This window comes from Vibrio sp. OPT46, assembly GCF_015163535.1.
Lineage (GTDB): Bacteria > Pseudomonadota > Gammaproteobacteria > Enterobacterales > Vibrionaceae > Vibrio > Vibrio alginolyticus.
Window position 1 is genome coordinate 1,164 of sequence record NZ_JADDYG010000770.1, and the last position, 21,410, is coordinate 22,573.

Annotated in this window: 22 protein-coding genes and 1 tRNA gene; 6 read left to right on the forward strand and 17 right to left on the reverse strand. The window is 45.4% G+C overall.

The window, feature by feature from the left end:
* Positions 1-15: 15 nt before the first annotated feature.
* The 14 genes from IQR33_RS26905 to IQR33_RS26970 form a co-directional block, all read right to left on the reverse strand.
* Positions 16-1,170 carry a flagellin gene (locus tag IQR33_RS26905; RefSeq protein ID WP_005382038.1) on the reverse strand — a complete coding sequence of 385 codons (1,155 nt, stop codon included), beginning with the start codon at positions 1,168-1,170 and terminating at the stop codon, positions 16-18.
* 427 nt (positions 1,171-1,597) lie between these two features.
* Positions 1,598-2,791 (reverse strand): flagellar hook-associated protein FlgL, encoded by a 1,194-nt coding sequence (flgL, locus tag IQR33_RS26910; protein WP_047102907.1) that lies wholly within the window; start codon positions 2,789-2,791, stop codon positions 1,598-1,600.
* Positions 2,792-2,804: 13 nt separating this feature from the next.
* The gene (gene flgK / locus IQR33_RS26915) at positions 2,805-4,745 is read right to left on the reverse strand and encodes a flagellar hook-associated protein FlgK (RefSeq protein WP_054579494.1); all 1,941 of its coding nucleotides are present in this window, start codon (positions 4,743-4,745) and stop codon (positions 2,805-2,807) included.
* A 160-nt stretch (positions 4,746-4,905) separates the two neighbouring features.
* On the reverse strand, positions 4,906-5,832 hold the full coding sequence (flgJ, locus tag IQR33_RS26920; RefSeq protein ID WP_054579495.1) for a flagellar assembly peptidoglycan hydrolase FlgJ: 927 nt from the start codon (positions 5,830-5,832) through the stop codon (positions 4,906-4,908).
* Positions 5,833-5,848: 16 nt separating this feature from the next.
* A complete protein-coding gene (locus tag IQR33_RS26925; RefSeq protein WP_005393118.1) occupies positions 5,849-6,940 on the reverse strand; it encodes a flagellar basal body P-ring protein FlgI in 1,092 nt (363 codons plus the stop codon).
* Between the two features lie 43 nt (positions 6,941-6,983).
* Positions 6,984-7,763: a flagellar basal body L-ring protein FlgH gene (gene flgH / locus IQR33_RS26930; protein ID WP_005382033.1), complete on the reverse strand. Its 780-nt coding sequence runs from the start codon at positions 7,761-7,763 to the stop codon at positions 6,984-6,986.
* A gap of 30 nt (positions 7,764-7,793) precedes the next feature.
* On the reverse strand, positions 7,794-8,582 hold the full coding sequence (gene flgG / locus IQR33_RS26935) for a flagellar basal-body rod protein FlgG (RefSeq protein WP_005382032.1): 789 nt from the start codon (positions 8,580-8,582) through the stop codon (positions 7,794-7,796).
* A gap of 18 nt (positions 8,583-8,600) precedes the next feature.
* Positions 8,601-9,350 (reverse strand): flagellar basal-body rod protein FlgF, encoded by a 750-nt coding sequence (flgF, locus tag IQR33_RS26940; protein WP_005382031.1) that lies wholly within the window; start codon positions 9,348-9,350, stop codon positions 8,601-8,603.
* A gap of 330 nt (positions 9,351-9,680) precedes the next feature.
* On the reverse strand, positions 9,681-10,994 hold the full coding sequence (gene flgE, locus IQR33_RS26945; RefSeq protein ID WP_005382030.1) for a flagellar hook protein FlgE: 1,314 nt from the start codon (positions 10,992-10,994) through the stop codon (positions 9,681-9,683).
* Between the two features lie 30 nt (positions 10,995-11,024).
* On the reverse strand, positions 11,025-11,735 hold the full coding sequence (gene flgD / locus IQR33_RS26950) for a flagellar hook assembly protein FlgD (protein WP_005382029.1): 711 nt from the start codon (positions 11,733-11,735) through the stop codon (positions 11,025-11,027).
* A gap of 17 nt (positions 11,736-11,752) precedes the next feature.
* The gene (gene flgC, locus IQR33_RS26955) at positions 11,753-12,166 is read right to left on the reverse strand and encodes a flagellar basal body rod protein FlgC (RefSeq protein WP_005393132.1); all 414 of its coding nucleotides are present in this window, start codon (positions 12,164-12,166) and stop codon (positions 11,753-11,755) included.
* Between the two features lie 5 nt (positions 12,167-12,171).
* Complete coding sequence (gene flgB, locus IQR33_RS26960; protein WP_005382026.1) at positions 12,172-12,567, reverse strand: flagellar basal body rod protein FlgB; 396 nt, start codon at positions 12,565-12,567, stop codon at positions 12,172-12,174.
* Positions 12,568-12,870: 303 nt separating this feature from the next.
* Positions 12,871-13,698, reverse strand: coding sequence for a CheR family methyltransferase (locus tag IQR33_RS26965; RefSeq protein ID WP_005382024.1), 828 nt, complete (start codon positions 13,696-13,698; stop codon positions 12,871-12,873).
* 11 nt (positions 13,699-13,709) lie between these two features.
* Complete coding sequence (locus IQR33_RS26970) at positions 13,710-14,636, reverse strand: chemotaxis protein CheV (protein WP_005382022.1); 927 nt, start codon at positions 14,634-14,636, stop codon at positions 13,710-13,712.
* Between the two features lie 76 nt (positions 14,637-14,712).
* Here IQR33_RS26970 and flgA point away from each other — a divergent pair, with 76 nt between their 5' ends.
* The 3 genes from flgA (at position 14,713) to IQR33_RS26985 (ending at position 16,343) form a co-directional block, all read left to right on the forward strand.
* Positions 14,713-15,459, forward strand: a complete 747-nt coding sequence (flgA, locus tag IQR33_RS26975) for a flagellar basal body P-ring formation chaperone FlgA (RefSeq protein WP_005382020.1) — start codon at positions 14,713-14,715, stop codon at positions 15,457-15,459.
* 116 nt (positions 15,460-15,575) lie between these two features.
* Positions 15,576-15,890 carry a flagellar biosynthesis anti-sigma factor FlgM gene (gene flgM / locus IQR33_RS26980; protein WP_017819976.1) on the forward strand — a complete coding sequence of 105 codons (315 nt, stop codon included), beginning with the start codon at positions 15,576-15,578 and terminating at the stop codon, positions 15,888-15,890.
* Between the two features lie 27 nt (positions 15,891-15,917).
* The gene (locus IQR33_RS26985) at positions 15,918-16,343 is read left to right on the forward strand and encodes a flagella synthesis protein FlgN (RefSeq protein ID WP_005382015.1); all 426 of its coding nucleotides are present in this window, start codon (positions 15,918-15,920) and stop codon (positions 16,341-16,343) included.
* Positions 16,344-16,445: 102 nt separating this feature from the next.
* Here IQR33_RS26985 and flgP read toward each other — a convergent pair whose 3' ends face one another.
* The gene (gene flgP / locus IQR33_RS26990; RefSeq protein ID WP_005382014.1) at positions 16,446-16,877 is read right to left on the reverse strand and encodes a flagellar assembly lipoprotein FlgP; all 432 of its coding nucleotides are present in this window, start codon (positions 16,875-16,877) and stop codon (positions 16,446-16,448) included.
* A 9-nt stretch (positions 16,878-16,886) separates the two neighbouring features.
* The gene (locus IQR33_RS26995; protein WP_005382013.1) at positions 16,887-17,525 is read right to left on the reverse strand and encodes a FlgO family outer membrane protein; all 639 of its coding nucleotides are present in this window, start codon (positions 17,523-17,525) and stop codon (positions 16,887-16,889) included.
* Between the two features lie 169 nt (positions 17,526-17,694).
* Here IQR33_RS26995 and IQR33_RS27000 point away from each other — a divergent pair, with 169 nt between their 5' ends.
* The 3 genes from IQR33_RS27000 (at position 17,695) to IQR33_RS27010 (ending at position 19,866) form a co-directional block, all read left to right on the forward strand.
* Positions 17,695-18,828: a flagellar assembly protein FlgT gene (locus IQR33_RS27000; protein WP_005382012.1), complete on the forward strand. Its 1,134-nt coding sequence runs from the start codon at positions 17,695-17,697 to the stop codon at positions 18,826-18,828.
* Between the two features lie 175 nt (positions 18,829-19,003).
* A tRNA-Arg gene (locus tag IQR33_RS27005) sits at positions 19,004-19,080 on the forward strand.
* A gap of 279 nt (positions 19,081-19,359) precedes the next feature.
* Positions 19,360-19,866, forward strand: coding sequence for a hypothetical protein (locus IQR33_RS27010; protein ID WP_005382011.1), 507 nt, complete (start codon positions 19,360-19,362; stop codon positions 19,864-19,866).
* A 115-nt stretch (positions 19,867-19,981) separates the two neighbouring features.
* Here IQR33_RS27010 and IQR33_RS27015 read toward each other — a convergent pair whose 3' ends face one another.
* Positions 19,982-20,944, reverse strand: a complete 963-nt coding sequence (locus IQR33_RS27015; RefSeq protein WP_005382010.1) for an OmpA family protein — start codon at positions 20,942-20,944, stop codon at positions 19,982-19,984.
* Positions 20,945-21,410 lie beyond the last annotated feature (466 nt).

A 21,410-nucleotide genomic window follows, 5' to 3' on the forward strand; every position in this document is an offset into this window, starting at 1 on the left:
CACAGGCTAAGTAAACTACTGCAATAGTGACATTGCAGAGTTTGGCAACTGTTTCGCTTGAGCAAGAATCGATGTTCCTGCTTGTTGCAAAATTTGTGCTTTGGTCATTTGCGTGGTTTCTTTCGCAAAATCTGTATCTTTAATTCGGCTGTTCGATGCGTCAACGTTTTCTTGGATATTCGCCAAGTTGTTGATGCTGTGACTCAAACGGTTTTGCTTCGCACCTAAGTCTGCACGTTGCGAGTCTACGTATTTCAGTGCCGAATCCAGCACAGAAATCGCGTTTTGAGAACCTTGTACCGTGGTCATATCAATATCTTGTACTGACGTTCTGATAGGTTCATCACTCAGGCCAAGCTCAGATGCTAATCCACCAGAAATAGAAATCTCACCCTGAACGTTTGGATGCGCGACAAAAACTTGCAACTTGCCATCTTCACTTACAGACGCATTAATCATATCAGACTGACCATTAATGTAAGTGGCAAGCTCTTCGATGTCGTCGCCCGCTTTGGCATTAATGTTGATTTCTAGATCATCAACATTGCCGTCTTCGTCTTCACCCATACCTGGTAGCGTGATCTTCAAGTCAGATTTAGCTGGGTCAACGCTCCAGTTTTTATCTTTACCGTTCTCAGATAAGAAGGTCACACCGCCCATGCGAGTATCGTCCGCACGAATGCTGGTGAGTCCCATGATCATTGCTTCACCTGAGCTCGCACCAATCTGGAATGCCGCTTCACCGAATGAGCCGTTCAATAGACGACGACCACCAAATGAAGTGGTTTCTGCAATACGGTTTAGCTCGTCAATCAATGCCATTGACTCTTCGTTGATCGCCTGACGCTCAGCCGGAGAGTTAGTACCGTTCGATGATTGAATCGCAAGGTCACGCATTCGTTGCATGACAGAGGTTGCCTCATTCATCGCACCTTCAGCGGTTTGTGCAATCGAGATACCATCGTTCGCGTTACGCATTGCGACATCTAGGCCACGAGACTGTGCAGTTAAGCGGTTAGAGATCTGTAGACCTGCCGCATCATCTTTTGCACTGTTAATCTTATGTCCTGAAGATAAGCGCTCCATCGACGTGTTTAATTCATCAGTCGCTTTGTTTAGGTAACGCTGCGCGGTCATCGCGGAGACGTTAGTACTAACTGTTACAGCCATTTTGCTCTCCTGTTGAGTTCGCAAGATTTTGCGAAGCGGCCAGCTTTACTCTCATTTGGATAAGCACTGACCGTAAAAGTTACTTGCTAAATCTGCCTTAAACGCAGGGTTTAGAATCTCTAAATCTGTTCTGATATTTTCAATACAATTTGTGTGCCAACTTGCGTAAATTATTTAACTACTTTTAAAAGAATCAGATAAACAATAAGTTAGCTTTATCATTAAGCTATTTCAGGTTTGTCAGACTCATCTTAGCCCAAGGGTATTGAACGCTGCCCTGTTGCCGCCCGACTTGCCTCCCGCCTCATTGCCGCTTTGGGTAAAATCGTGCCGCATGACATCTCAGACTCTCAGGTTACGCCGACTTATCGCGCTTAAGGCTTTGCACATAAGGCATCAAAATCAGACAATGTGTATGAGTGCCATACTAGATGTAGTTAAACAACGTTAGATCTTTGGTCTTACCGAATGCTTGTTGCGATGCCTGTAACGCTCGCGAGTTTTCACTGAACTCGATCACGGCTTTAGAGTAATCCAAGTCCTCAAAGTTGCTCTTCGCTTTTGCGAGAGACAAATTAAAGTCTTCATGATTTTGCTCTTGGATATCCAGCGTACTCAATCGAGCACCGGCATCTGTACGCGCTTTATTCAAATGGATAAAAGCAGCGTGGAATTCTTCTGTCATTTGGTGCAATTTGGCGGTCGCCGACGTATCCGAAACCGATTTGTCTGACCATGCCATTGCATCCTTGAAGGTATCGAAAATGCTGAACTCTGCCCGCTTTTCGATCTCAATGCTGTCACCAGGCGTAATTTGGCCTTTTACGTGCACTTTCAGGCCTTTGTATTCAATCCCTTTCTCTGGAGAAAACTCATCGGCATCCACTACTTTGCCGTTACGCTCTAATTGGTAACCAAATTTGCCGTTATTCATATCGACAAATGTCACGCGATACGCCGCATCATCCTTCGTATCAACGTTAGTGGCTCTGTTTAATAGCAACTCAGAACCGTTTTGTAGATCGTAATTCGGCTGATAATCGCCAAATGGGTTTGGTATCTCCATAAACAGCTTGCTGCCAGGATCGTTCATTGGCATCTCAAGCATGCTAGAAACTTTCATTTTGCGCTGATAATCGTCCCCAGCGTATTGCACGCTACCATCTTTATCGCGATAAAATGGTTGGCTTTTTGGCTTAGTGCCAGCAAACACGTAGTTACCAGATTCATCTTGCGAGTTCACCAAGTTAAGGAAGTTGTTCGCAATCTCTTCTAGCTCACGCTTCTTTGCTTGTCGGTCTTCAGCAGAAAAGGCACCGTTAATCATCTCCATCGTTAAGCGCTTCGACTCGTCGGCAAAATTCTCCGCATTGGCGATATTAACTTCGTGGTTTTCTAGACGATTACGCACCAACACTATCGAGCTAAGATATTGTTGTAGCTGTTCTTGTTGCTGACTAATGTTTTGGATGTAATGCGCAGCGAGGGGGTCGTCACTAGGTTTCAGTAACTTTTTCCCTGAAGCAAGCTGCTCTTGGTTGTGGTGAACCTTATTCTCTTGACGACGCAGATCATTTTGTACGGACTGATAGTTATGGAAACTAGAAATTCGGGTTAGCACTTATCTCTTCTCCTTACCTCAGTTGTAAAATGGTATTGAAGGTATCATTCGCCGCTTGCATCACACGTGATGAAGCCATGTACGCTTGTTGAAACTTCATCATGTTGGCCGCTTCTTCATCGAGGTTAACGCCAGAGATAGAAGCAACGCGCTCTTGTGCCGCCTCATGCTCTAAGCGAGCGACAGAGGCTAATCGGTTTGCTGTAGAAGATTTCAATCCGACTTCGGTATTGAGGTTGTGATAAACATCGATCAAAGTACTGGATTTTCCGTCCATCATCTTATCTGTTTGGATCTTCTGCATTTTTCTCAAGTTGCCATTACCACCTTCCGAAGGCACCAAGTTCGCGGTGAACTTGTCATTCATCAGCGCACCTTCGCTCAGCTCAAATACAGTCGCATCGCCATTTTTATACAGCGGATGACTTTTCGGCACTGAGATTTCAATCATCGGGTTATCTTTGTCTAGCGGGTATGAGTATTTGTCCGATAGCAAATTGCCTTTGTTGTCCGTGATCTTTAACCATGGCTTATCATGTTTCTCGTCGGCTGGTTGTACGGTGACCTCAAACTCTTTAACATCCCCCGCCTCACGAATTTTGAACTTGGCGTTACCTTGAGCAAAAGTGGTTGAAGCTTCATAACTTTGCGCGGCAATGGCTTTTACATCATTGGTTTCCATCTTGATGATGGCTGCGCCACTTCGTGTTGGGCGCAATAATACGCGCTCACCAGCGGCAAGACCTTCACCGATTTGCACTTTCATACCATCCAGAACAAACGAAGAATCTGATTGATCAATGTTCAACGACATTTGCTCACCTTTCGGTGTTGTCACGCTATACTGGTCGCCATCATAACGTAGCGAATATTCACCACCTTTGATCGCTGAAATATCATCAATGTAAACCGCAACATCAGCTTGAGAGTCAGGCGCAGCAAAAACTCGAGATTTTGCCACCAGCTCAGAGTTCACGTCGGTAAATACGTCTTTACCTATCTTACCGTTAAGATCCAGACCTTGAGATTGCAGCTGATTAATTTTGTAGGAGAAACCCGTCGCTAAACGGCCCATTTCATCTTGCAGTTGTGGAATGTGTTTGTCGCGCATTTCAAGCAAAGCGCCGATTTTGCCATCCATGTCGTCAGACTTGATCGCTTTAATGCCATCCCCTTCCACCATTGCTAAGCGTCTTTGATGAACATCCGGATAGCCATCGATCATTTTGAGCTGGCTTGCTTCCGTGCCAGAAACAAGAGTGTGTCCATTGCCGATATGAACATTAAACCCTTCCGCATTTTTGCGTGGGGTTACGGTAACTTTGGTGTACTCTGACAGCTCAGTAACCAGCTTTTCATGCTGATCCATCAGGTCATTATGTGGGCCGGGAGTACGCATCATCAGTCGATGAATATCGCGAATTTCCAACGCAAGTTGGTTAACGCGCTCAATGCCCATATCCAATTTTTTATTGGTGACATCAGATTGCAGTCGCACGGTTTCATGGAAGTCATTTAATGTATCAGAGAAGATTTTCGCCTTTTCCAATACCACTTTTCGTGCCCCTAAATCGTTCGGGGTATCTGCCATGGTTTTTACCGCATCGAACCACTCATTCAGGTTCTCAGGAATTTTCTTCGATGCCACGGAGCTCAACATGCTAGAGAGCATATCAAGATTGTCTTGGGTATCCGTTTTGTTGGCATTGTTGGTCGACGACAGGTTCAGTTCATTCACGGCAAACTGATCCCACGAGCGGCGAACATTTTCCACATGCACACCCATGCCGTAGGTAGAACCACCGAACATGCGCGGATCATTCGTGCCTTGGATAACAGACTGACGGCTATAACCCTCTGTATTAACATTAGAAATGTTATGACCAGTGGTGTTTAATTGTCTCTGAGCAGTAAGCACACTTTGAGTACCTACATTCAGAAGATCTGACGCCATACATGCCCCCAAAAACGAAATATAAATCGGCAAAACCGATCACCTAGACACATTAAAAGCAAAAGATGTGCCAAGTGATAGAAAGGCGTAGATGTTCAGATAAAGTGAAGGCTTGCACTATGGCAAGCCTTCGAGAACGTCATAAATTGTCGCAGAGACATTACATACTTTCGATTTTATCCTTCACCTGCAGGACTTTATCTGCGTAATTCGGATCGGTCGCGTAACCCGCACTGTGGATACCGCGAATAAACGACTCTGAATTCCCGCGTTGCTGCAATGCTGTATCGTAACGTGGGTTGTCATTCAAAAATCGTACAAAGTCATTAAAGCTGTCTTCGTAACTTGAGTAGGAGCGAAACGCTGCCGTCTCTTTCACTGGCGTGTTATCGTGGAACTCTAAAGTTTGAGTCGTCACTTTGTCACCCTGCCAGCTTCGATCTGCTTTGATATTAAATAAGTTGTTGCTGCTGCCACGCGCGTTCTTCACGACCTTTTGTCCCCACCCCGTTTCCAAAGCGGCTTGCGCAAGTAGCAGAGATGGCTCGACACCTAAGGCTTTCGCAGCTTTCTCCGCGTATGGCTTCATCGAGTTAACAAAGGATTCTGGTGAATCGAATCGAGTGGGTTCATTGCTTGGTCGAGATAGCTGACCAGACTCAATCAAGCGCTGTTCAATCTCGCGCGCTTTTTTCGGGTCAACACGACGATATTCCGCAGCATTGTTTGCCGCATCACGCATAGCCGTTTCTTTTTTGTCGTTCCCTTGCCCAGCCGTTAATTGCTTAACAATCATATCGGCCAGTCCCATTGAACCAGACGAACTCAATTCACTCGCCATCTGTTCATCCAACATTTGTCGATAGAACTTCTCGTTTTGGCTGTTCATCATGTTGGACTCAAAGCCCTCATTGGCTTCTCGCATGGATTTCAACATCATGGAGGTGAAAATAGATTCGAACTGACGAGCTGCTGCACGCAGTGCTTCTTGCTCGCCATCTTTACCTTCCTTCACTGCTTTTTGACGCAAGGTATCCAGCGAACTGATGTCATGAATAAAACCAATGTCGTTAGGATTGTTCATTATACCTACCTCCTAACCATTAAATGATGATCAACTGGCCTTCAATGGCACCAGCTTGTTTCAATGCTTGTAAAATTGCCATCAAGTCCGAAGGCGCAGCCCCGACTTGGTTCACGGCACGGACCAAATCATCCAACGTTAAGCCTGGTTCGAACTTAAACATTTTGCCTTGCTCTTCGCTGACTTCGATATCCGAGTCTGGTACGACTACGGTTTGCCCACCAGAAAAGCCGTTAGGTTGGCTAACATTCAGGTTTTCTTTGATCGCAACCGTCATGCCGCCGTGCGTTACTGCTGCTGGTTTAAGACGCACATGCTTACCAACTACGATGGTGCCCGTGCGAGAGTTAACGATGATTTTGGCTGCACCATCTGCTGGGTCGAACTCTAGGTTTTCGATTGCCGATAAGAACGCAACACGCTGGCTGACGTCACGAGGAGCACGCACGCGCACTGATGTCGCGTCAACAGCGCTCGCCATTTGTGGGCCAAGGAAGTTGTTTACAGCATCCGCCATACGTTGAGCCGTTGTGAAGTCTGACTCAAGCAAGTTGAACGTGATGTAATCACCACGACCAAATGGGTTTGGAATTTCTCGCTCTACTGTCGCACCACTAGAGATAAGACCAACGGTTGGATTGTTACCTACGATTTTAGAACCGTCAGCGCCTTCAGCACTGAAGCCGCTCACTACTAAGTTACCTTGAGCAACCGCGTAAACTTGACCGTCGAGACCTTTGAGGAACGTTTGCAGCAAGGTGCCACCACGCAAACTTTTAGCACTTCCGATGGAAGAGACAGTCACGTCCACTTGCTGACCCGGTTTAGAGAAAGGCGGCAATTCGGCCGTAACCATGACTGCGGCAACGTTTTTAATTTTTGGCTTTGTGCCCGGCGGCATCTGAATGCCGAAGTTTTGCAGCATGGCGGCGAAACTTTGCTCTGTAAACGGGTTCGCTTCACCCGTACCAGGTAAGCCTGAAACCAAACCATAACCCACGAGTTGGTTGCTTCGTACACCTGCCACTTGCGCGACGTCTTTGATACGTGCGGCTTGGGCTACGGTAGAAAACAGAGCAACGCTCATCAGTACTAAAAGGAGTTTTTTCATGCTTACTTATCTCTTGCAGTCAAATTGCCGTCAGCACGGCGTGTTATAGCGCTACATTAAAGAATCGTGCCAAGAAGCCTGGCTCTTGCATATCTTGTTGCAAACCAGTGCCAGAGTACTGAATTCTTGCGTTAGAAACGCGATTTGATGCAATGGTGTTGTCGAAATTAATATCATCCGGACGAATAGTGCCACTTAAACGTATGTACTCATCACCCGTATTTAGCGTCATCCACTTCTCACCGCGGATCACGAGGTTGCCGTTTGCCAGTACTTCGATCACCTCAACAGTGATGTAACCACTGATGCTGTTGCTCTGCTTTGCAGAAGAGTCACCTGCAAATGAGTTGGAGTTGTTTAAGTCATAAGAGAAATTATATTTTCCGCCAATTTGCAGCTCTTCTCCGCCCACTTGAAGCGGGTCCATTTGCGCTTCATTGGTTTTCGATAAATCGGCATTTGCGCTTTTCGTCGCACTGGTTGTCTCATCCAGTGTTACGGTAATAATGTCGCCAATACCACGTGGTTTAGAATCGTCGTATAGGTCGGTAATGTGCTCGGCGCTAAACAACGAACCTGTTGCAGCAGCGTAATGCTCAGGCTTGTTTTTCGGATGAATTGGAGCCCAAGCAGGGTCGCCAGCAACCGGATCACTTCTACCACGTAAAGTATCTACAATACCGCTGCTCTCTTCTTTCGATTTATCGCCTTCTACTGCGTCGACCACAGTGGTTGCTTGTGTCACTTCATCCGTTTCAATCGGTTCCAACATGGCACATCCCGACATCGTAGCAATCAAAGCGAGTAGGCAAATACGTTTCATCGTGAGCTCCTCAAATCTTGCTCTTAATCGTTACAATTGCTGGTTAACGAAGCTCATCATTTTATCGACTGACGAGATCACTTTTGAGTTCATTTCGTAAACGCGCTGGGCTTCGATCATGTTGACCAACTCTTCCGTTACATTCACGTTGGACGCTTCCAGCATGGATTGACGAATTTCACCCAAACCGTCCAAACCTGGAACACCCTCTTGTGGATCGCCACTGGCACCCGTTGGTAAGTAAAGGTTCTGACCAATTGGCTCTAGGCCACCCGGGTTAACAAAATCTGTAATGGTTAACTGACCAACGACTTGGTTGTCTTGCTGCCCTCGGACACGAACCGACACTTCACCATCCGTACCGACAGTAATAGAAATCGCATCTTCTGGAATCACAATTTCAGGCTCTACAGGGTAGCCAGAACCCGACGTGACTAACGTGCCTTCACCATTTAGCGTGAACTGACCGTTACGGGTATAACCGATGTTGCCGTCCGGCAATGTCACTTGAAAAAAGCCGTCGCCTTCCACCATCATGTCCAGTGCGTTGGTCGTTGTCTGTGCATTGCCGTGCGTGTGCACTTTTTGCGTCGCAACCACTTTAGAACCCGCACCTAGCATCAAGCCACTTGGCAGTTCCGTGTTCTGAGATGACTGGCCGCCAGGCTGGTTGATGTTCTGATAGAACAGATCTTCGAATACTGCACGGCTCTTTTTGTAGCCGACAGTAGAGGCGTTCGCCAAGTTGTTCGAAATCGTGGCAATGTTGGTTTGTTGGGCGTCTAGACCTGTTTTACTTACCCATAGTGCTGGATGCATAGTGAACCTCTAACTCTGTTAACTCATACGAAGCAGTGAATCTGAAGATTTATCCATTTCTTCAGCTGTGCTCATCATCTTGACTTGCATTTCAAACTGACGTTGTAAGTCAATCAATGCGGTCATTTCACCTACGGCATTCACGTTACTGCCTTCTATCGCTCCCGTCTGGAGGCTAACAGTCGCGTCTGCTTCGTAAGGTTGGTTTGGAGTTTTATGGCGAAATAAGCCATTGGTGTCTTTAAACAAGCTTTGATCATTAGGCTTAACAAGCTTAATGCGATCAACCGCTTGGAATTCTTCTGCCGGGGCACCTTGAGGAAGTACAGAGATGGTGCCATCCCGACCGATTTCAATTTTGGAGAGAGGAATAGGCAAAGTAATCGGCGCGTCGTTTTCACCCAGCACCAAATGACCACTTGCGTTGGTAAGCATGCCATTTTGATCGACTTTTAGGTTGCCGTTACGGGTCAACCCTTCTTTCCCTGTGTGATCGAGTACCGATATCCAACCGCTGCCTTCAATCGTCACATCCAGATCACGCCCTGTTGTAATCACGCTACCTTGAGCAAAGTTATGCCCTGGACGCTCTGTCATGCTGAACACACGTGAAGGATGGCCTTCACCATAAGCCTGCATTGAGCGAGCCTGTGCTAAATCAGCCCGAAATCCGGTCGTGCTTACGTTAGCCAAGTTATTAGCGCGCAATTGTAGTGCCTGCATATTTTGCTTGGCGCCACTCATTGCGAGAAACAGTGCGCGATCCATAAATTACTCCAAAAAATCTCTCTGTACACGGAGTAAAAGCAATAGTTATGCCAAAACAAAAATAGGCTTATCAATCAATACTTTGAATTAACAATCAACAATTAAAAGAGGTCAATAGGGGCAGAAAACTGTAACGAGAGGCAAGGTTTTGATCCATACGGCGGCAACAGCGGCAAATCGTAGATCAAAGCATGCTTAGCCTGAGTGAGGTGTATTCAGGCTAAGCATCAGATGAATGTCATGATGAAAGTGAACAAAGCGGTAATTACTAAGAAGCAATCACACGCCATTGCTTACTCAAGCAGAGTATCGAATGACCCAGCTAGTGCTCTAGCGGATCTGTAAGATATTCTGTTGTAGTTGGTTGTGTACTTCGAGCGAACGTGAGTTTGCTTGGAAGTTACGCTGAGCAGAGATCAGGTCCACCAACTCCTGCGTCATATCAATGTTTGACTGTTCCAGCATACCGTTATTGATGGTGCCGAAAGAGCCTTTATTTGATTCACCCCAGATCTTGTCACCAGAGAACTGCGTTGAATCCCATTGAGTGCCGCCTTTCTTATCCAGACCTTGCTCGTTTGGAACACGTACGAGAGCAACACGACCCAATGTAACGTTTTCACCGTTTGAGTAAGTTCCCAATACGCTGCCGTTTTCATCGAAGTCAACTTTGGTTAGGAAGCCCGTCGTTGCACCGTCTTCGTCAAACTTAGTCAGTTCGAACGGAGCCGCAAACTGTGTTGCTGAGCCTAAGCCGAAGTTAAGCGTCTGCGCAGGATCGGCACCATTCATATCGACTGGTGTCGTGTTCGTCGCCGGATCGCCCAGAGCCACAGAAGTGATTGGCTGACCATTGTTCAAGCTCGCCAACGTACCATCGTTGTTGAACTTCATGGTATGCCCCACATGACCTGTTGGCGTTTGCGCATCACCAGCCGCAACATTTAAAGGCTTTTCACCTTCTTTATCTGTCACGGTGTAGTAAGTGTTCCATGTATTTGGCTGAGTCTGATCTTTCAAGTAATACGTCGTTAGCTTGTAAGACTGACCCATCGAGTCATAAATTGTCGAAGAGGTTGAACGGTTGTATGTATCTGGGTCTGAAAAATCAAACTGCGTTGGATCTTTCAAATCGCCGTTCGCTGGCAAGTTCACACCCACTTCAATGTTTGCTGTTTGTTTTGGCTTACCAAATTCAGCAGGAATATTGATGGGTTGTGGCTCGTATGAAGAAACCTCACCAGAGCTTGGGTCCACTTGGTAACCTAATAAGAACTCGTCGTTCGCGGTCACCATGTAGTTTTCTTTATTTAAGTGAAATGCACCATTACGTGTCAGTTCATTCTGTTGTGGAGTTAGACGCTCTTTCGCTACAGCGAAAAAACCTGTCCCCGAAACACGCAAATCCATTGGGTTGTTGGTGTAAATGCTAGAGCCTTCATGGAACTGCTGTGCCACTTGGCTTGCTTGCGCACCACCACCCGGTGTGGTTTTTGCGTTAGTAAATAAAGAGTTAGAGTAGACATCAGCAAACTCAGCACGGGACTCTTTAAAGCCGTAAGTGTTGGCGTTCGCAATGTTGTTACTGGTGGTGTTCAAATCCAGTTGGGCGGCGGACAAACCGCTTAAAGATACATATGACATTCCAAAATCTCCTAATCTAGCGAGCTATGACTACGCTTTGCCGACTTCCAATACTTCTGCAAGTCGAACTGGCGATTCAAAACCAGCCAGATTGAGTAATACGTTTCCGTCACCTTTGCCAAGCAATACGCTGTTTACGTTGGCATACGTCGATACTGGGAACTCTTGCGACTCCCCTTCAACTAAGCCAGACGCTTTCACTTTGTATTTGCCAGCTGGCAGTGGATTTCCGCTTTCATCTTTACCGTCCCAAAGCACACGCGTGTCGCCGGCTGGTTTCGCCCCTACCTCAAAGGTACGAACCAGTTGGCCAGCTTCATCCTCTACACGAACAAACAGATTATCGATAGATTGTGAAAGCTTAACCATTGCCGCCATTGGTGCGTCGTCCTGCTTCACACCTGCTGCTCCTGGGACCAATACGTCACGCCCTACCAAAGAGGAAGCTTGTAACGCTTGATTTGATGTCATTGACGAATTCAAACTCTCAAACTGAGTGTTCATCTTGCCAATGCCATCAACGGTCGCAAATGAAGCCATTTGCGCAATCATCTGGTCATTACTTACCGGCTTAAAAGGGTCTTGCTGAGACAGTTGCTTCGTGAGCAATGATAAGAAGTCTTCCTGTTTTAGGTCCTGCTTACCCGTGCTCTCTTCCGCTTTCTTGTTACTCTCTTGTAGACTTTTAAGCTGGTCGATATAGGACAAGCCGCTTTGACCAACGTTGTTAATTCCGGCCATACGCTACCCCCTTATCCTTATTGACCCATCTGCAGCGTACGCAGCAGCATTTGTTTACTAGAATCAGCGACCTGTACATTAGTTTGGTATGCACGAGAAGCTGAAATCATGTTTGCCATTTCTTCCATTACATTGACGTTAGGCTTGTAAATGTAGCCTTCTTCGTTTGCAAGGGGATGGTCTGGGTTGTACTCCGCACTCAGCGGTTTATCACTTTCTACAATACCCATCACTTTCACTGGCACCGTATCACCGCCACGCATGGCGTTACTTAACTCTGCACCAAACACGGCATGACGCGCTTTGTAAGTGTCTTTCGCAGAGCTGCTGACACTGTCGGCGTTCGCCAAGTTGCTTGAGGTAGTATTCAGACGAACGGATTCAGCGCTCATTGCGGAACCTGTCACATTGAAAACGTTAAATAAGCTCATCTAAATTATTCCCCTTTGATTGCTTTGGTTAAGTTCTTGAATTTGCTGCCTAGAAAGTCGAGTGATGCTTGGTGTCTGATTTGGTTTTGCATAAACAAGTTACGCTCTAAATCCAAGTCTACCGTGTTGCCATCTCCCGTATCTGGTTGCGTAGGAAGACGATATAACTTGTCCCCAACCAACGTCGTAGTGGCAGGAATATGCCGACCATCTGTGCGACTAAGACCAATGCTTGCCCCAGATGTTGCCGCTTGCAATTCCTTCGCAAAGTCTAAACCTCTTGCTTTGTAACCAGGCGTGTTTGCTTGTGCGATGTTGGTGGAAATCACCTCTGCATTGCGCTCACGTACGCCCACCGTGTGCTGGTGGATGCCTAGTGCATTGTCAAAAGATATAGCCATGTTTGCCTCTACAATTAAGAACTGACCGTGATTGATAACCAAAAAGCAATTAGCATGCCAAAACCTAAAGCATTACACCAACCTAGTGGTTACCGTGAATTGAAATAGCAATAAGTGAGCCAAAGTAACTGGAATGTCATGTCGTATCACTTTGCTCACTTAATAAAGATACACCGTGTTGAGGGCACAAGGCAAAAACGCGCTTCAACTAATTGAGTGATACATGAAGCGCTCGGCGCAGAAAGGTAACAAACAAAAAAGCCTGACACGAAGTCAGGCTTTTCTATCAATGAAGAGATACCGCTATTTAAGCTTGTAAATGATGCCCGGATTACAGCGCACCATTTCAAATTTATCAGTCAGACCAGTTAGCGACTCTGATGCCCCTAACAGCAAGTAACCACCAGGGTTTAAACTGCTCGCCATTTGGTTAAGCACTTTAGATTTCATTTCTGGAGAAAAGTAAATCAATACGTTACGACAGAAAATGATGTCGAACTTACCCATCAGTGCGTAACTGTCCATCAAGTTTTGTGGACGAAAGTTCACCAAACGCTTGACGTTATCTTTGACTTTCATGCGACCACCGTCCGCATTTTCAAAGAAGGTGCGACGACGTTCTGGTGAAAGCCCGCGACCCAAAGCCAAGTTGTCGTACACCCCTGCACGACACATCTCGAGCATACTTGCCGAAATATCTGTGGCTGTAATGGACACGTTTGGTAACAAGCCCGGCTTGCGCTGTTGCGTTTCCAGGATCGTCATTGCAATAGAATACGGTTCTTGGCCCGATGAACTGGCAGCAGACCAGATCTTAATTGGGCGCTTGCTTGCCGCTACTTCTGGCAATAATTTGTCAGCTAAAACCGTGAACGGATAAGTATCTCGAAACCACAAGGTTTCGTTAGTCGTCATCGCATCCACAGCGGCGACTCGTAATTCTCGATTACGCCCTGTAACAACATCACGTAGCAAATCTGATAACGATGCGAGCTTAAACTTCGTCACTAAAGGACTCAGTCGGCTACGCACGAGGTATTGCTTGCTATCACCTAACACGATGCCACATTGCGATTCTAGAAAACGGCTAAAGTCACGATACTCTTGATCACTGATTGTAATAGCAGTCATTAATGTCTCTTTTATTGTGTTAATGCAGATTTAACCGCGTTACCCAACTCATCTGGGTTAAATTTCGCAATGAAGGTGTTGGCACCTACACGCTCAACCATAGCTTGGTTGAATACACCACTTAATGAAGAATGGAGGATAACATAAAGGTCTTTCAAATCGGCATGTCTGCGAATTTCAGCCGTTAAGGTATAGCCGTCCATTTCTGGCATTTCAATATCGGAAATAACCAACGAAATTTGATCGTAGATATTGCCTTCTTGAGCCATTTCAATCAACTTATTGTACGCTTCTTTGCCGTCTTTGACAGATACGACCTCAAAACCGATGGATGTAATCGCACGCTCTACCTGTTTACGCGCGACCGTCGAGTCATCAGCAATCAGTATGCGGCGTACAATAGGCTTTTCTTGTTCTGCTTGTGCGATTTCTTCGCCAATAGCGGAATCCATCGTTTCATCAACTGGCGCAATTTCTGCCAGGATTTTTTCAACGTCAAGGATTTCAACCAGCTCATTGTCAATGTTTGTCACGGCAGTCAAGTAGTGCGCTTTACCTGCACCGTCTGGCGGTGGCAAAATCGCTTCCCAATGCATATTGATAATACGCTCAACCGATGATACCAAAAATGCTTGGATCGTACGGTTAAATTCTGCAATAACAACAAAACATTTATCTAAATCAGTGGTTGGGCGGCCACCAATTGCCAGGCTCAAATCAATAACGGACACGGTATGGCCGCGGATATGAGCGATACCTTTAACCAGAGGGTGTAGATTTGGCATTGAAGTCAGCTTAGGGCACTGTAGTACTTCTTTCACTTTGAATACGTTAATGCCGTAGCGCTGTCGGCCCATCAGTCGAAAGGTCAATAATTCCAATCGGTTCTGACCGACGAGTTGCGTACGCTGATTCACCGAGTCAAGAATCCCCGTCATATGCTCATCTCCATCTCAAACTTTTTGTTTTTAAATGATACTCTACCACTGGCAAGCACGATACCAGGGAGACAGTATGGCGTATTTCACTTTCACTTCGACACCATTGACTATGACAATATGTAGAGCGCTAATTACAAAGTACGCTAAGTCTATCGGCATTTTGCTCAGTATGTTTAGCTTTTTTGTTCATTCAGCTTCAGATAATCAGATCGAGCAAATAAAAACAGCAGCAGAACAACATATTCTTGCTACGGTTGATCAGCCTGATGGTGGCGAGCTATCTGTTAATGCGGCAGAGATCGACTCGAGAATAAAAGCAACGGATTGCCCTGTTCCATTAGATACATCTGCCTCTTCCACCAGCAGCACGAGAAGTAACATCAATGTGTTAGTGGAATGCCAACCGGATGACTGGAAAGTCTATGTCCCTGTGAGGATCTCGGTATCAGTACCAATGATCGTCGCGACACGAACATTAGGGAGAGGAGAAATCGTCAGCGCATCGGATGTTACCACTTCCATGATCGAGCTACAGCGCTTTCGTAAAGATGGATTTTCTAGCTACGATCAAGTGGTTGGGGCAAAGCTAAAGCGTAATGTTCGTTTAGGCGATGTCGTAGAGAGAAATGATGTTTGTGTGGTATGCCGAAATGAAAAGGTCATTATCAAAGCGGTGAATTCTGGCATGACGATCACAACGCAAGGCACAGCATTGCAGGATGGTTCAGCTGGCGATCAAGTAAGAGTGAAAAATGATAAGTCACAACGTATAATAGAAGGCATAGTGACTGACATTGCGGAAATCACTGTTAATTTTTAATACCCACTGGTAGCGTGTTTAAACTGATCAATAAAAATGCAAAAAATGACTAAAGTTATTTTTGCGCTGGTCGATAGTCTGGATACCAGTATTACGATACAAGGCAAAGGTTAAACATGGCAGGTATAGATAATATACGTTCAGGGCAAATGATGACGACAACAAGTCGTGCTCCTACACGTAACGATTCCAATGCTACCAGCACGACAGAATCAAAAAAGGCGCCAGCGCAACAAGACGCAGTATCACTCAGCCAGCAAAGTAAAGCCGTCAGTAAACTCCAGAAGGATATGGCAGCTTCTCCGGCATATGACAGCGCCAAAGTTGCAGCAATCAAAGAAGCTATCACAAACGGTTCATACAAAGTCGATCCTGAAAAATTGGCTGACAACATGATTAAGTTTGAAAACGAATTGCAAGGAAAAAGCTAACTGGCTTAGGCCGAAGGTAAGTGTTTTATGGCAGCATTAGTCGATCTCGTTAATTTCCAGCTAGAAAATGCTAAGGCACTTTCCGCTGTTTTACGCCAAGAAACACAAGCAATCACGGCGCGTGTCTCTACCGAGATTGAGAACATTGCCAAACAGAAGATGACGCTCATTGATCAGCTCAGAACAACTGATCAGCGAATCGCCTCTCACCCGCACGTCAATCAACTTACTGAAGATGAGCACCTAAGTCAGGTTGTTGCTCAGATCCAATCGATCGTCCTCGACTGTCAACAAGTTAACCAAGTAAATGGCGAATCGCTTAGTCGCGCACAGCTGAGCTTCAATAAACTCAACAACATGCTTCAGCGAACTCATGGCAAAGTTGGCATGACCTACAATGCGGGCGGAAAAACCCACACCATCTCGACGCTTGGCACCAATATAAAAGCTTAAACGTCACTCTTACCCTCAATTCCCGCGCTCACGTAGATATAAAAAAGCGACTCATTGTTACCAATCAGCCGCTCAAAAAGATTATCTGTCTAGTGAAATGGTTTAAAACAAGGTTTGCTGACGCTTCTCAGGCACCTGCTGAACTTCTCCATAATCACGTAGCTTATCCATCTTACGGATATCCAGGCGCAGCTCAGTCACATAACTGTCTTCAACAAGATAACTACGCACAACTTCTGCACCACGAATTACACCATCGACGGCACCAGTGGTGCTTTCAATACCCAAACGCTGGTCTTGCAGCTCTGCACGTCCACTAACACGCATGCCATAAACTTGCTCTGCTAGCTCACGATAAGCATCAATTTTTGATGCGCGCATTGCTCGTACACGCTTTTCTTCAACTGTGCGGCCTGTTTGCTCACTGACGCTGGCATAACCCACCGCCACTAAGATTTCATCTTGACGCATCTGTTGTAATGGCTGACACCCAACCAATATCAGTGTGGCAACAATAAATAATAACTTCTTCATGCTTCTATCCTATGGACGGAGAATCACAGTGTACGGCTGACGAATAGTAGGGTCAGAACGAATCAACACACCATCTTGTGTGCGGATGCTATTTAACGTATCTAAGTCACGCCCAATACGGTCAGCCGGAAGGAAACCTTGCGCTGTCGCTACAACTACACGGCTTTGCATGCCAACCACGCGTGCATTGACAAGCACTCCGCCCTCTTGGCGCAGCATTGTTCCGGTCAGTACATACTGAATTTGCTGCTCTTGAGCTAAATCTTGCCAATCACGACTTAAAGCAAAATCGCCCTGCTGCGTCACTTGAATAGAGCCCGTAGTTTTGAAATCAACCACTTTAAACCCTCGGCGCTGAAACTGATGGATAAAACCTTCAGAGACCGAGTTACCTAACCAGTTTGTTGCATCCATATTTTGTAGATCAACAAACGAGGTAATCGCAATCGGTGTCCGCGCTGATACTGCCACATTAGAAACCATCAGGTCTTCTGTCATGCTCTCAATGAAAAAGTCCATCGTATGACGCGGACTATCCATCAGCATGAACTGGCTTCCCGAGTACGGTTCTTTACCATTGTAAATCGGTGAGTACGCGCACGATGTCAGAAGCGTCATCATCGATGCGGCGACAAGCCACTTTTTCATGGTTTGATTCTCCAGATAATCTTAGGTGATACCGTTCTTTATTAATTCCTTTCCAAGAAAGTGAATATTGGAACAGTCTTTGCTTTTCTTTGTTTGCCTAACGAAGAAAAACCCACCAAACTTCACTGAATTTGTTAAAGCAATATTTATACCCGAACGGTTGTAACCAATGAAAAAAATATTAAACAGTCTGTTTTCAATCACTTTAGTGATGCTTGTGCCTTTTAAGGTAATGGCATCTTGGTATGAAGTCACAGGCGTTGCCACCATCGTTTCTTCAGAAGAGACGGCAAGGCTCCATGCGTTGGAAGACGCGCTGTTCAAAGCCGTCAATTTTTCGGGCGCAGATATTGGCAGTATTAGCAACTTGATGCCGCTGTTAGAAGAAAGCCGCAACGAATACCAGTTTACCAATCATGAAGTCCGTTACATTTTGGTCGAATCTGAACGCAAACGTCGCGGTAAAGTCGAGGTAAAAATCCGCGTTGATATTTATCCATCGGCAACGGGTTGCCACACCGATCAATACAAAAAGACAATGCTGGTCGGCAATATTGAGGTCGCATCACCACAACAAGCAGTGATGGGACAAATTTATCAAGTTGGTGACGATTTTAGCCACGTAGTGAACCGTCAACTTGATCAAACCTCACGCAGCTTTGTGTCTGTTGGTACAACGGACTACTCAATAAGCAGCAACTATCCTGCTCGCACTCAAATGATCGCGCAAGACAATGGCGCACAATACATCATTGGAGGGGTCATCACCGATCTCACTGCAACGGTCGAATCTCAACTATTGCAAGATGACATCATCAATCGTCAGTTTGCGTTAGAAATGAAAGTATTTGATGGTAAAACTGGCCATGAAATCTTCAACAAAGCCTACCGTGAGGTCGCGCGTTGGCCATTTGCTAAGACGAGTCAAGTGGACACTCGTAGTGCACGTTTTTGGGCATCGACCTATGGCGAGATGATGCTTCGCGTTAGTCGCAATATTATGTTGGATCTGGAGTCGGAGCTATCTTGCAAAATTACACTGCCAGAGGTTGTGGCAGTCTTCGGTAATACCGTAACGATGGATCTCGGCCGTATGCACGGCGTAAAAGAGGGAGACAAATTGCAGCTTTGGCACACCGCGTCGTTTATCGACCAAAATGGATTGCCAAGAAACAAAGTCTCGCAAAGCGAAATTACATTAACGGTATCACGCATATACGAACACGAAGCGGAACTGACGATTGATCAGCCAAATTTAGCATCTAGCGTTCAAATTGGCGACGTAATGAACAAGATCCTATAAAAGCAAACATTAAGTCTTGAGATATGCTCACTTTTGAATATCATAGGCAGCGCATCTTATTTGATTATACCAATGACCGTAGCGAATCGTTCAACGTGATGCTGATACAGATCTGGTAGATTGCTAGATTTGAACTCAGTAAAACAGTGCAATGAACTGCAACTATTGGTATTACGCCCCCATGGCACAGCTGGATAGCGCAGTCCCCTCCTAAGGGACAGGTCGTAGGTTCGAATCCTACTGGGGGCGCCATATCATAGCCTTAGCTCCCACTTGAGCTAAGGCTTTTTTGTATCTTCAATTTCAAGCCTCGCACTGCTCCCCCTAGTACACCGTGTTAGATAATCTTCCCAGTAATCAATATGATCGGATCGGGTGTTTCGGTTACGGGATAAACCCTTCTACTGATCTGACTTCTTCCCCTTGAAATCATTTCAACAAGCCCTATTTACAGTTTTGTATTTTATTACTTTAATTATCTATGAGTTTTGCTTACCCTTTTAGCTATTAATAAAATTATTAGTTAGCACTATGTCTAAGAGCAATTTAATAACTAACACTGGACACCGCTTTATTTCTAAAGGCAAGACAGCCTTTAAGATACATATCCATACCCCCGAGGATACGGTACTACACCGCTCGGTAGGATTTGTTCGTATTGGAGAAAAGAAAGGCTTACAAAAAGCCATTAAGCTGAGAAACGAGTTAGGCCGGCAAATGTGGGGCAAATTCTGGCGACGTCTTTTGAAAGACCCTTACCTAATGACTAGGCTTCCACATAGCGTTGAGCCTAAAATCGTTCACAAGCCTAACCCTACTCTTGAAAACCCTGACAACCGAGATACGTGTTACATCGCCAAGTGGCGAGAGTTCAATGATGACGGCGAGTATAAATATAAAACGGTGGTTCGCTCTATTAGTAAGTACGGCAAACTTGCCGCCTACATGCAAACCAAAAAAGCGTTGTTAGAAGCACATAAAGATAACTTGGAGATCCTGACATTTATGGGGCGTTTAAACAGCATTGATCTTAAGTAATACCTGGCCACTTTGAACATTTCAGTCAGTTTTTTGAAGAGAAATAAAAAGCCCCAAAGAGCGAACTCTTTGGGGCTTTCAGCTTCAGTCTTCTATACTACGGTCGAATAGGAGCTTATTGCTGAACTTGGTATTCAAATTCTGGAACAACGACTTCTACGCGACGGTTTTGTTGACGACCTTCACGAGTGTCGTTTGAAGCGATTGGGTTGTTTTCACCTTCGCCACGAGCTTGGATACGTGATGAATCAATACCTTTTTCAACGAGTGCGTTAGCAACAGACTCAGCACGTTTTTCAGAAACTTTTAGGTTGTAAGCTGCTGGACCAGACGTATCTGTGTAACCTACAACTTCAACGTTCGCTTGTGGGTGCTCGTTTAGGAAAGCAACTAGGTTATCAAGTTTTGCAGCGCTCTCTGGTTTTAGAGTTGTGCTGTTTAGATCGAAGCTACCTGTGCCAATTGTTTGAGTTTCGAATGTTTTCGTAACTACAACTGGCTCTTCTACCACTTCTTCTACAACCACTTCTTCAACAACAACTGGCTCTTCTACGATTACTGGCTCATCGTTGCCGCCGAATTTGAAAGAAACACCTAGTGTTGCAGTGTTACCTGTCGCACGAGTTACATCGTTGCTGATGTCAGTCAGTGTTTGGTATTCCGCACGAGCTGTTACGTTTTGGCTTAGGTTGAATTCAAGACCAGCTGCGCCTAGGTAAGAGTAATCATCTTTGCCATCAAACATTACGTAAGCGCCACCCACTTTACCGTAAAGTGCGATGTCTTCAGTGATTGGTAGGCTAAATTTAGGAGCAAGAGTGATTGCTTCTACGTGGCCACCGAAAGAAGTTTGGTTAAAATCACCGATGTTGTCGAAACCCGCTTCTACTGCGAAGTATTTATTCATTTCGTAACCAACAAAAGCGCCAAGAGTAGAATCGTCTTTGTCACAAGCCTGGCCCGCTACACACGCGTCTTCCATCCATGACTTACCCATCTTACCACCAACGTATACTTCTGCTTGTGCTGCTGAAGCCATAAGTAGAGACGCTGAAATTACCGCTGCTAATTTTTTCATTATTGATTCCTCTAAAGAAGTTCTTTTGTTAGATGCCGAAATGCGCCGTCTGACTGACGTTGTATTTCAATTCTTTTTATTCATTCCTTGAGTGAGATACTTAGTCAGCTTCTTTTTATGCACATGCATTTTTTTTATGGAAGCAACTTACGTACATTTCCTGTTCAGTGATACATATCGCCATCTCGGTATCGCTGACGGGATGAACTATAACGCTAAGAAATCGCGAGAAAAATCCCAATTCTGTCAATTTATTGTCATCAAAAATCTCGACAACATGTGATCTTAAGCAAAAAAATCCCCACGCAATCACCACGCAAACGTTTGCTTTGTTTTTTGAAACAAAATAGCTAAAGCAAAGGTTTTTATTAAAAATGAGACAAACAAAATGGAACTTTAAGGAACATGGATAAAAATCAATCAGATATTTGATATATAATCGCTCGTTTTTTATTCATGCCAACGA